Raw genomic sequence first — 10,114 nt, forward strand, 5'->3', positions numbered from 1 at the left:
AGCGTGCGCCGGGCGGCCGTCGGCGTCCTCAGAGTCGGCCGAGCCTCGCGAGCAGGGCGGGTGCTCCGACCGCCACGGCGCCCATGGCCTGGACGTCGTCGGCGACGGCCCGGTCGGACGTGACCACGACGACGGGACGACCCACGGGTTCGGCGGCGACCAGCCTGCGGATGAGGTCGTCCGCGATCTCCCCGCTCGAGAAGAGCACTCGGACCCCTCGCGCGGTCGTCGCCCCGCCCGATCCGGACGTGCCCGACGTCCCCGCGCCGGTACGCTGCCCGTCGAAGCAGCACGAGATCTCGGCGCCGGTCCGGGACGCGACCCGCACGAGCCCGTCGACCAGGCGGCGGCGCTGGTCGACGAGCGCGAGGTCGTCGAAGCCGGTCTTGGTGACGTTGTACCCGTCGACCACGAGGTGCGTGTGCGGGACGGAGAGCAGGTCGTCGAGGAGCGCCGGGTCGTCGCCCGACCTGCCCCGCGAGCCGGGGCGCGACACCGGGCGCGGCGTGACACTCGCCGTGCCCGCCTCGACCACCTCGGCCGGCCGGACCGCGGCCGGGGGAAGCCCGAGCTCGCGACGCAGTCCGACGGCGGCGTCCACGACCGCGTCGAGCAGGAGCTTGGCCCGGGCGTTCGCGAGGTCCGCGCCGACCTGTGCCGTGGAGCGAGCCGTCGCGCGCTCGGACTCGGCGCGCTCCCGGTCGGCCGCTGCCGCACGCCGCAGCGCGCCCGCCTCCTCCCGGGCGGCACGTGCCGCCTCGAGGTCCGCGCGCGCCGCGTCACGCTCCCGCCTCGCCTCCGCGCGGGCACGGTCGGCGTCGGACCGCAGCCGACGCTCCTGGCGGCGCAGCACGGCGAGCTGCTCGCGCGCGTCCTCGAGCTCGGCGGCGCCGGTCACCACCCGCGCACGGAGCTCGACGAGCTCGGACGTGGCGCGGTCGTGCTCCCGGCGCAGACGGTCCGCCGCGGCGTGGTCGACCTCGGCGTTCGAGCGTTCGTCGTGGGCTGCGCCCGCCCGTTCGAGGTGCGCCTGCCACCCGTCCGGGCGCAGGAGGAAGGCCCCCACGGCCAGATCGAGCGTGCCGGGCTCCGGCCGGGGGCCGCCACCGTCGTCGGGAGCGTCCTCGGGACCGTCGGCGGGATCGGTGAGCCTGCGCGCGAGCTGCGGGTGCTCGGTCGTCCAGCGGGACGCCACGGCATGCCGGAAGCCGTCGTCGCCGACGAGCGCGTGCCACAGGGGCGCCGCGCCCGACGACGCACGGCGGCGGGGCGCGAAGGTCCGCACGCGCTGGAGCGTCACCGGGACGAGCAGGGGGTCGAGCTCGCCGAGGACCCGCGCAGCGGACTCGACCAGAGCGGCCCGGACCGGCGGCGGGACGTCGGGCGATGCGGGCGTTCCGCCCTTCTTGTCGTGACTTGCCCCTTTCCCCATGGCTCCACCTTAGGCGCTCGAACCCTGCACCGCCGCCGCTCCCGAAGCCGCTGGAGAAGATGTGGGTGGCTGCTCGTACGGTCACCGGCATGCAGCGCACCACCCAGGCCGCCGGCACCCCGATCCGGTCCGTGCACACGCTCGAGCCAGCCCGACGGGCGGACGAGCGCGGGACGGCGGCTCCCCTGCAGCTTGGCTTCGACGAGCTGGGGACGCCCCTGCAAGACGTGACCTTCGTCGTCGTCGACCTGGAGACGACGGGCGGGTCGGCCGCCTCGTCGTCCATCACCGAGATCGGGGCCGTCAAGGTCCGCGGCGGGGAGGTGCTCGGCGAGTTCCAGACCCTCGTCAACCCCGGCGTCGCCGTCCCCGCCTTCATCGCCCGGCTCACCGGCATCAGCTCGGCCATGGTGGCCACCGCTCCGCCGGTCGAGGCCGTCCTGCCGAGCTTCCTGGAGTTCGCGCACGGGGCCGTCCTCGTCGCGCACAACGCGCCGTTCGACGTGTCGTTCCTGCGCGCCGCGTACCAGCGCGCGGGGTACGACTGGCCCGGGTACACCGTCGTCGACACGGTGGCGCTCGCCCGGCGTGTCGTCACGCGCGACGAAGCGCCGAACCACAAGCTCTCCACCCTCGCGGCCCTCTTCCGGGCGACCGTGACACCCGACCACCGCGCGCTGGCGGACGCCCGCGCTACCGTCGACGTCCTGCACGCGCTGCTCGGGCGCCTCGCAGCTTTCGGCGTGACCCACCTCGAGGACCTGGCCACGGCGGCGGACCCGGTGCCTCCGGACGTCCGTCGCAAGCGCCACCTCGCCGACGGCCTGCCCGACGCGCCCGGCGTCTACCTCTTCCACGGTCCCGACGAGGAGGTGCTGTACGTCGGCACCTCGACCTCGATCCGCCGGCGCGTCCGCAGCTACTTCACGGCGTCGGAGAAGCGTCGCCGGATCACCGAGATGGTCCGCATCGCGCACCGTGTCAGCGCGGTCGTCTGCGCGACGCCGATGGAGGCCCAGGTCCGCGAGCTCCGGCTCATCACGGAGCACTCACCGCGGTACAACCGGCGTTCACGCTTCCCCGAACGCATGACCTGGGTCCGGCTCACGGACGAGCCGTACCCGCGGCTGTCGATCGTGCGCGAGGTCCGGGAGGGGTCCGCGCACATCGGCCCGTTCTCGTCACGACGGCAGGCCCAGGAAGCCGTCGACGCCCTGCACGACGCCGTGCCCCTGCGTCAGTGCACACGCCGACTGCCCCGCTCGGCTCCTGCCGGGTCGGCCTCCTGCGCACTGGCCGAGATGGGCCGGTGCTCGGCACCGTGCACGGCACCGGTCGTCGACCTGGCGTACGCCAGGGTGGCGGACGACGCCCGCACGGCGATGCTGGGCGACCCGGAGACCGTCGTCGACGCGCTCGCCGCACGCATCGCCCAGCTCTCCCGCGAGGAGCGGTACGAGCAGGCCGGACACGTCACCTCTCGGTTGACCTCCTACCTCGATGGGGCGAGCCGCGCGCAGCGGCTGGAGCCGCTCGCCCGGTGCTCCCAGCTCGTCGCGGCGGTCCCGCACGGGGTCGGGGGCTGGGAGATCGTCGTGGTCCGGCACGCACGACTCGCCGCGACGGCGCTGTGCACGGCCCTGCAGGACCCGATGCAGGTCGTGGAGTCGCTGGTCGCGACCGCCGAGGACGTCCCCGCGCCGGTCCCGCCTGCTCCCGCCTGCCACCCGCACGAGGCCGAGCTGGTCCTGGCGTGGCTCGAGCAGCCGGGTGTCCGCCTCGTCGAGGTCAGCGACCCGCTCGCCTCACCCGTCCGGTCCGCCCGAGCGCACCTCGGGCCCGGTCGGCTGAGCGTCCGGGTGGCCGAAGGCGCCTGACGTCGGCCGCGGATAGATTGGTCCTCGGCGCCGCGAGCCCGGCGCCACGACCTCGTCGCCGAGGCGGCGCACCTGGCAGACCTACGGAGGACCCATGCTCACGGCCATCGTCCTGATCGACACCGAACCGGCCCGGATCCCCGAGGTGGCCGCGGCGATCGCGGACATCACCGGCGTCAGCGAGGTCTACTCGGTGACGGGCAAGGCCGACCTGGTCGCGATGGTCCGGGTCCAGGACCACGACGACCTCTCGGGGGTCATCGCCGACCGGATCAGCAAGATCGTGGGCGTCGTGCGCACGGAGACCTTCATCGCGTTCCGCGCCTACTCGCACGTCGACCTCGAGCAGGCGTTCGCCCTCGGGCTGGACGACTGACGAAGGGCTCGACGCTCGGCCCGTCAGCGGGCCGAGGCCGCGGACCAGCGAGCGAGCACGTCGGCCGCCGACCCGCTGTCGACGCTCTCGCGCGCGTGCTCGATCCCCGCGGCCAGCCGCTCGACCAGCGAGCCCTGCGCCGTCCCGGCGAGGCTCGCGTCGGCGACCAGCGCAGCCGCGGCGTTGAGCAGGACCGTCTCCCGCACCGCGCCCTTCTCACCGGCGAGCACCCGGCGCGCGACCCCCGCGTTGAACTCCGCGTCCGCCCCGCGCAGGTCGGCGACGTCGATCCCCGTCAGGCCCAGGTCGGCGACGGCGTCGAGCCGTTGCTCGATCACCGCACCGTCGCGCACCTCCCAGACCTGCGCGGGTGACGTCGCCGCCAGCTCGTCGAGGCCGTCGTCACCACGGAAGACGAGCGCCGAGATGCCGCGCCCGGCGAGGACACCCGCGATGAGCGGTGCCATCCGGGAGTTCGCGACGCCGATCGCCGCCGCACGCGGCTGGGCAGGGTTGGTCAACGGCCCGAGGAAGTTGAACGCCGTCGGGATCCCGAGCTCCTTGCGCGCCACACCGGCGTGCCGGAACGACGGGTGGAAGACCTGTGCGAAGCAGAAGGTGATGCCGACCTCGTCGACCAGCTCGGCCACCCGCTCCGGTGGCTGGTCCAACCGGATGCCGAGCTTCTCGAGCACGTCGGCGGCACCCGACGAGCTCGACGCCGCCCGGTTGCCGTGCTTGACGACCCGGACGCCGGTCCCCGCGATGACGATCGACGCCATCGTCGAGATGTTCACGGTGTGCGCCCCGTCGCCGCCGGTGCCGACGATGTCGACCGCGGGACCGCTGGTCGTGAACCGGTTGGCGTGGGCGAGCATGGTGTCCGCCAGCCCGGTGAGCTCGGCGACCGTCTCGCCCTTGGCCCGCAGCGCGACCAGGAAGCTCGCCAGGCGCACGGGTGAGACCTCGCCGGACATCACCTGGTCCATCGCCCACGACGTCTGCGCCTGACCGAGGTCGTGCCCCGCGAGGAGCGCGGTGAGGAGCCCGGGCCACGTCGTCGTGCCGGCGTCCGGGCTGACCGCGGCCGGGCTCACGACGGCCGGCGACGGTGCGGAGGGTGCGGGTGGCGACGGATCGATCACGGGGCTCCTGCCCTTCAGGACGGCGGGGTGAGCAGCGCGACGATCGCGCGCTGCAGCTCGACGGCGTCGAACGGCCGCGGCACGGCCTCGTCCGCGAGCGACCACGATGCTAGCCAACCGTCCTGCGCCCTGCCGGTGAGGACCAGCACCGGCGGGCAGGCGTAGATCTCGTTCTTCAGCTGGCGGCACAGACCCATGCCCCCGGACTTGTCCGCCTCGCCGTCGAGCACGAGCAGGTCCCAGCGCTCGTCGTCCGCGGACCGCAGCACCTCGTCGTGCGTCGCCACCTCGTGCCAGACGATGTCCGGCGCCCCCGCTCGCACCCGGCGTCCGACGGCGAGGCGGACCTGCTCGCGCACCGTCCGGTCGTCGCTGTAGAGCAGTACCCGTGGCGCGACCCCCTCCGCGGGCGCTGTCGAGCTCGTCGTGGGGAGATGACCGGACCTCGTCGTCACCGTGGTCTCCGTCGCCATTGTCGTCACCGTCGCCTTCGTCGTCGTGGTGGACCGCCGCGCCTACATCGCGTGGGCGTCGCGCCTCCGTGGCATCTTGGCACGGACGCGCCGAATGATCACCCCTGACCTCGCGCCGGACGACCCCTGCTTTTCGTGGCACTTGGACGTGATCCGTCATGAAGTGCAGGGTTCGGTGGGGAGATCTGGAGACATTGTGAGATTCGCCGCTCATGGGTGCGCGTCCCGATGACCCGATTCGCGCTGACGTCGGCCATAATGGCTCTCGTGTCGACCGCAACGGCTGCCCCCCACGCCCATCAGCACGTGAGCGTCAACCGACCGAACCCGGTATCGGTCGGGACGATCGTGTGGCTGGCCAGCGAGCTCATGTTCTTCGCTGGTCTGTTCGCCATGTACTTCACCGTTCGATCGGTGATGCCAGCCGAGGAGTGGCTGGCAGAGGCGGAGAAGCTCAACCTCTCGTTCGCCATCGCGAACACGACGATCCTGGTGCTGTCCTCCGTGACATGCCAGATGGGCGTCTGGGCGGCTGAGCGCTTCCAGCCCGTACGCACCGGCTCGGTGCTCCAGGTCAATCGCTGGGGCATGAACGAGTGGATGACCCTGACCTATGTCATGGGCGCCGTGTTCATCGGTGGCCAGATCTTCGAGTACGCCGAGCTCGTCGAGCACGGCCTGACGATCTCGTCCAGCGCCTACGGCTCCGTGTTCTTCCTCACCACCGGGTTCCACGGACTGCACGTCGTCGGTGGCCTCATCGCGTTCCTCTTCCTCCTCGGCCGCTCGTTCTCGGCCAAGAACTTCGGGCACCACGAGGCCACGACGGCCATCGTGACGTCCTACTACTGGCACTTCGTCGACGTCGTCTGGATCGCGCTCTTCGGCGTGATCTACCTGCTCCCCTACTGACGTTCGCCGGGCCCTGCCCGGCCTACCCGCCCCTGTTCCCCCCACATGCGAGACGAGGATCATTTCGTGAAGGCACTCGCCGCCCGCAGGCACCACCGGTTCGCCCCGGTCGTGCTGCTGCTGCTGGCGCTGCTGGTCACCGGCGGCGTCTACGCCGCCCTGGCCCCGAGTCCAGCCAGCGCTGACACGGCAAGCACCGCGGACATCGAGACAGGGCAGAAGCTCTTCCAGGCGAACTGCGCGACCTGCCACGGTCCCGCCGCCGAGGGCTCGACCACCGCCCCGTCGCTCATCGGTGTCGGCGCGGCGTCGGTGGACTTCCAGGTCTCGACCGGCCGCATGCCCATGCAGATGGAAGGGCCCCAGGCCATCGAGAAGCCTCGGCAGTTCGACGAGGAGCAGACTGCCCAGCTCGCGGCCTACGTCGCGTCCCTGGGGGCCGGGCCCGCGATCCCCACGGACGAGCAGGTCGACCCGGCGTTGGGTGACTCCGCGAACGGCGGGGCGCTCTTCCGCACGAACTGCGCCATGTGCCACAACGCCGTCGGCGCCGGTGGCGCGCTCTCGGAGGGCAAGTTCGCGCCGGCGCTCTGGGAGGTGACGCCTCGCAACATCTACCAGGCGATGCAGACCGGCCCGCAGTCGATGCCGGTGTTCAACGACGCGACCATCACGCCCGAGGAGAAGCGCGACATCATCACGTACCTCGTCGAGCAGCGTGAAGGCTCCGCCGGCGGGCTGAGCCTCGGCTCGCTGGGCCCCGTGAGCGAGGGCCTGTGGGTGTGGGTCGTCGGTCTCGGGCTCCTCATCGGTGCCGCGGTGTGGATCGGAGCGAAGTCCTCATGAGCGACCACCAGCACTCCTCCGAGGTCGGCACGACCTCCTCGAACGCTCCCGGCGCCGAGCTCGAGCGCTTCGACGACCCGGGCCTGCCCGAGCACAAGAGCCGGATGGCCGACCGCGACCCGAAGGCCGCCAAGCGTGCCGAGCGGCAGATCGTCGTGCTCTTCGCCATCTCGGTCATCGGCACCATCGCGTCCTTGATCGTCTATTTCGCAGTCCCCCCGGGAGAGACGACCGCGAGCGTCCGTCTCTCCACGCTCGCACTCGGGCTCGGCATGGCCTTCGCGCTCCTCGGCATCGGCGTCGGTGCCGTGCACTGGGCCAAGACGCTGATGTCGGACCACGAGCACGTCGACGAGCGCCACGAGCAGCGCAGCTCCGAGGAGGTCCGTGCCGAGGCCGTCAAGGCTCTCACCGACGGCGCGCAGGACTCCGGCATCGGGCGACGCGGTGTCCTCAAGGGCGCCGTCATCTCCGCCCTCGCCCTGTTCCCGCTCACCATCGCGGTGCCCCTCATCGGCAGCGTCGGCGGGGACTGGAACGTGTCGAAGTTCCGGCACACCCGCTGGGAGCGCGGCATGCGCCTCGCCATCGACCCGTCCGGCCGGCCCATCAAGGCCGCCGACGTGACCATCGGCTCCGCCGTGCACGTCATCCCGGACGTGTCCGAGGAAGAGCGCCTGTCGCACGCCTGGATCACCGAGAAGGCCAAGGCCGTCGTCCTGCTCGTCCGGCTCGACCCGCGCGAGCTCAAGGAAGCCGAGGACCGCGTGGGCTGGTCCTACGACGGCATCGTCGCCTACTCCAAGATCTGCACGCACGTCGGGTGCCCCGTGGCGCTCTACGAGCAGCAGACCCACCACCTCCTGTGCCCGTGCCACCAGTCGACGTTCGACGTGGCGGACGGCGCGAAGGTCGTCTTCGGGCCCGCGAAGCGGCCCCTTCCGCAGCTGCCGATCACGGTCGACGACGAGGGGTACCTGATCGCTCAGGACGACTTCGACGAGCCGGTCGGCCCGAGCTACTGGGAGCGTCTCAAGTGAGCACAACGGCAAAGGCTGCCGCGGGAACCGCGGACTACCTGGATCAGCGCACCGGAGTCGGCAAGGCCGTCAAGGAGTTCGCGCGCAAGGTCTTCCCCGACCACTGGTCCTTCCTCCTCGGGGAGATCGCGCTCTACTCGTTCGTCGTGCTGCTCATCTCGGGCGTCTTCCTCACGATGTTCTTCGTGCCGAGCATGGCGCTCATCGAGTATCACGGTCAGCCGGCATCCATGGACGGCGTGCTGATGTCCGAGGCCTTCGCCTCGACGTTGCACACCTCGTTCGAGGTGCGCGGCGGGCTCCTCATGCGCCAGATCCACCACTGGGCAGCCCTGCTGTTCATGGCGGCGATCGTCACGCACATGATGCGCGTGTTCTTCACCGGTGCGTTCCGCAAGCCGCGTGAGGTCAACTGGATCGTCGGCATCGTCCTGATGATCCTCGGCCTGGCTGCCGGGTTCTCCGGCTACTCCCTGCCGGACGACGTGCTCTCGGGCAACGGGCTGCGCATCACCGACGGTGTCGTGAAGTCGATCCCGCTCATCGGCTCGTACATGTCGTACTTCATCTTCGGCGGCGAGTTCCCGGGCGAGGACATCATCCCGCGCCTGTTCACCGTGCACATCCTGCTCGTCCCAGCGCTGATCCTCGCTCTGATCGCCCTGCACCTGTTCTTCGTCGTGCTGCACAAGCACACCCAGTACCCGGGTGGTGGCCGTACGGACAAGAACGTCGTCGGGTTCCCGCTGTTCCCCGTGTACGTCGCGAAGGCAGGCGGCTTCTTCTTCGTGGTCTTCGGCATCCTGGCCCTGATGGGCGGGACGATGTCGATCAACAACGTGTGGAACTACGGACCGTACGACCCCTCCCCTGTGGGTGCCGGAGCACAACCCGACTGGTACATGCTCTTCCTCGAGGGGTCCTTGCGACTCATGCCGGGGCAGACGGAGTACGTGATCGGTGGGTACACGCTCTCGCTGAACGTGCTCATCCCGGCGGTCGTCATCCCGGGCCTGCTCTTCACGTTCCTCATCGTCTACCCGTTCCTCGAGGCGGCCGTCACGAAGGACAAGCGCGAGCACCACGTGCTCGACCGTCCGCGCAACGTGCCGGTGCGCACGGGGCTCGGCGTCGCGTTCCTCACGGCCTTCATCATCCTGGCGCTGGCGGGGTCGAACGACCTCATCGCGACGCACTTCAGCATGTCGCTCAATGCGATCACCTGGGTGTTCAGGATCCTGTTCTTCGCCGGTCCCGTGTTCGCCTTCTGGATCACGAAGCGCATCTGTCTCGGTCTGCAACGCAAGGACCGTGAGCTCGTGCTCCACGGCCACGAGACGGGTCGGATCGTGCGCTTCGCCCACGGCGAGTACATCGAGGTCCACCGGCCGCTCGACGAGCAGGAGCGCTGGCTGCGCGTCAACTACGACGCACACCGTCCCCTCGAGATCGAGCCGGCCCAGGACGCCCGCGGTGTGCGCCGCAAGGGCTACAAGAAGGACCGCCGCATGCAGCGGTTGTCTCGGTTCTTCTACGAGGACCGCGTCGAGCCGGTCACCCCGGCAGAGCTCGCCGCCGCGCACTCCCACGGCGAGCACGACACCCTGGCCGGCGCTCCTGAGCACCAGGAGATCGGTTCGGGCGCTCCTGTCGGCGGCGGACGCACCATCGTGTCCCCCGAGACTGGACCGGACGAGCAGAACCGCTGACCATCCTGCACAGTAGGAAGATGACCCGCGCCATCGTTCTCGGTACAAACCGGAACAATCGCGCGGGTCATCGGCGTTCTCCCTGTGTGCCGCGCATCGCGCGGTGACCACGCGAAGAGTTCACCGAGACGGCGGCGCCACCGGGCGCCGCGAACCGATCCAGGAGGATTACCAGCAATGGCTGTCTACTCGCTTCCCGACCTGACGTTCGACTACGGAGCACTCGAGCCCCACATCTCCGGGCGCATCATGGAGCTGCACCACTCCAAGCACCACCAGGCCTACGTCACCGGCGCGAACACCG

Annotated in this window: 9 protein-coding genes and 1 pseudogene; 7 read left to right on the forward strand and 3 right to left on the reverse strand. The window is 70.9% G+C overall.

Translation table 11 applies throughout. The annotated features are described in order from the left end of the window. Nucleotides 1–28: 28 nt before the first annotated feature. The gene (locus OHL10_RS06865; RefSeq protein ID WP_265521424.1) at nucleotides 29–1,432 is read right to left on the reverse strand and encodes an NYN domain-containing protein; all 1,404 of its coding nucleotides are present in this window, start codon (nucleotides 1,430–1,432) and stop codon (nucleotides 29–31) included. Between the two features lie 89 nt (nucleotides 1,433–1,521). Here OHL10_RS06865 and OHL10_RS06870 point away from each other — a divergent pair, with 89 nt between their 5' ends. Next, nucleotides 1,522–3,309, forward strand: coding sequence for a DEDD exonuclease domain-containing protein (locus OHL10_RS06870; protein WP_265521425.1), 1,788 nt, complete (start codon nucleotides 1,522–1,524; stop codon nucleotides 3,307–3,309). 94 nt (nucleotides 3,310–3,403) lie between these two features. Further along, a complete protein-coding gene (locus tag OHL10_RS06875) occupies nucleotides 3,404–3,685 on the forward strand; it encodes an Lrp/AsnC family transcriptional regulator (RefSeq protein ID WP_265521426.1) in 282 nt (93 codons plus the stop codon). A 23-nt stretch (nucleotides 3,686–3,708) separates the two neighbouring features. On the opposite strand, the gene trpD is transcribed toward OHL10_RS06875, so the two are convergent. Together trpD and OHL10_RS06885 are read right to left on the reverse strand one after the other, a co-directional pair. Then, nucleotides 3,709–4,782: an anthranilate phosphoribosyltransferase gene (trpD, locus tag OHL10_RS06880; protein ID WP_265521466.1), complete on the reverse strand. Its 1,074-nt coding sequence runs from the start codon at nucleotides 4,780–4,782 to the stop codon at nucleotides 3,709–3,711. 62 nt (nucleotides 4,783–4,844) lie between these two features. Beyond that, nucleotides 4,845–5,303, reverse strand: a complete 459-nt coding sequence (locus OHL10_RS06885; protein ID WP_265521427.1) for a response regulator transcription factor — start codon at nucleotides 5,301–5,303, stop codon at nucleotides 4,845–4,847. Nucleotides 5,304–5,561: 258 nt separating this feature from the next. On the opposite strand from OHL10_RS06885, the gene ctaE reads away from it, so the two are divergent. The 5 genes and pseudogenes from ctaE to OHL10_RS06910 form a co-directional block, all read left to right on the forward strand. Beyond that, on the forward strand, nucleotides 5,562–6,215 hold the full coding sequence (ctaE, locus tag OHL10_RS06890) for an aa3-type cytochrome oxidase subunit III (RefSeq protein WP_265521467.1): 654 nt from the start codon (nucleotides 5,562–5,564) through the stop codon (nucleotides 6,213–6,215). 66 nt (nucleotides 6,216–6,281) lie between these two features. Then, nucleotides 6,282–7,061 (forward strand): cytochrome bc1 complex diheme cytochrome c subunit, encoded by a 780-nt coding sequence (qcrC, locus tag OHL10_RS06895; RefSeq protein WP_265521428.1) that lies wholly within the window; start codon nucleotides 6,282–6,284, stop codon nucleotides 7,059–7,061. Next, entirely contained in the window at nucleotides 7,058–8,101 is a 1,044-nt protein-coding gene (gene qcrA, locus OHL10_RS06900) for a cytochrome bc1 complex Rieske iron-sulfur subunit (protein WP_265521429.1), read from the forward strand. Before qcrC ends, qcrA begins: the two co-directional genes overlap by 4 nt. Beyond that, entirely contained in the window at nucleotides 8,098–9,810 is a 1,713-nt protein-coding gene (gene qcrB / locus OHL10_RS06905) for a cytochrome bc1 complex cytochrome b subunit (RefSeq protein WP_265521430.1), read from the forward strand. Before qcrA ends, qcrB begins: the two co-directional genes overlap by 4 nt. 177 nt (nucleotides 9,811–9,987) lie before the next feature. Further along, nucleotides 9,988–10,114: pseudogene (locus OHL10_RS06910) on the forward strand (superoxide dismutase); the annotation flags it as partial.

Source organism: Oerskovia flava (assembly GCF_026163685.1).
GTDB classification, from domain to species: domain Bacteria; phylum Actinomycetota; class Actinomycetes; order Actinomycetales; family Cellulomonadaceae; genus Oerskovia_A; species Oerskovia_A flava.

Coding starts and splice junctions, on each gene's coding strand:
- qcrA (WP_265521429.1), top strand. CDS start 7,058: ATGAGCGACCACCAGCACTCCTCCGAGGTCGGCACGACCTCCTCGAAC.
- OHL10_RS06865 (WP_265521424.1), bottom strand. CDS start 1,432: ATGGGGAAAGGGGCAAGTCACGACAAGAAGGGCGGAACGCCCGCATCG.
- OHL10_RS06885 (WP_265521427.1), bottom strand. CDS start 5,303: ATGGCGACGGAGACCACGGTGACGACGAGGTCCGGTCATCTCCCCACG.
- OHL10_RS06870 (WP_265521425.1), top strand. CDS start 1,522: ATGCAGCGCACCACCCAGGCCGCCGGCACCCCGATCCGGTCCGTGCAC.
- ctaE (WP_265521467.1), top strand. CDS start 5,562: ATGGCTCTCGTGTCGACCGCAACGGCTGCCCCCCACGCCCATCAGCAC.
- OHL10_RS06875 (WP_265521426.1), top strand. CDS start 3,404: ATGCTCACGGCCATCGTCCTGATCGACACCGAACCGGCCCGGATCCCC.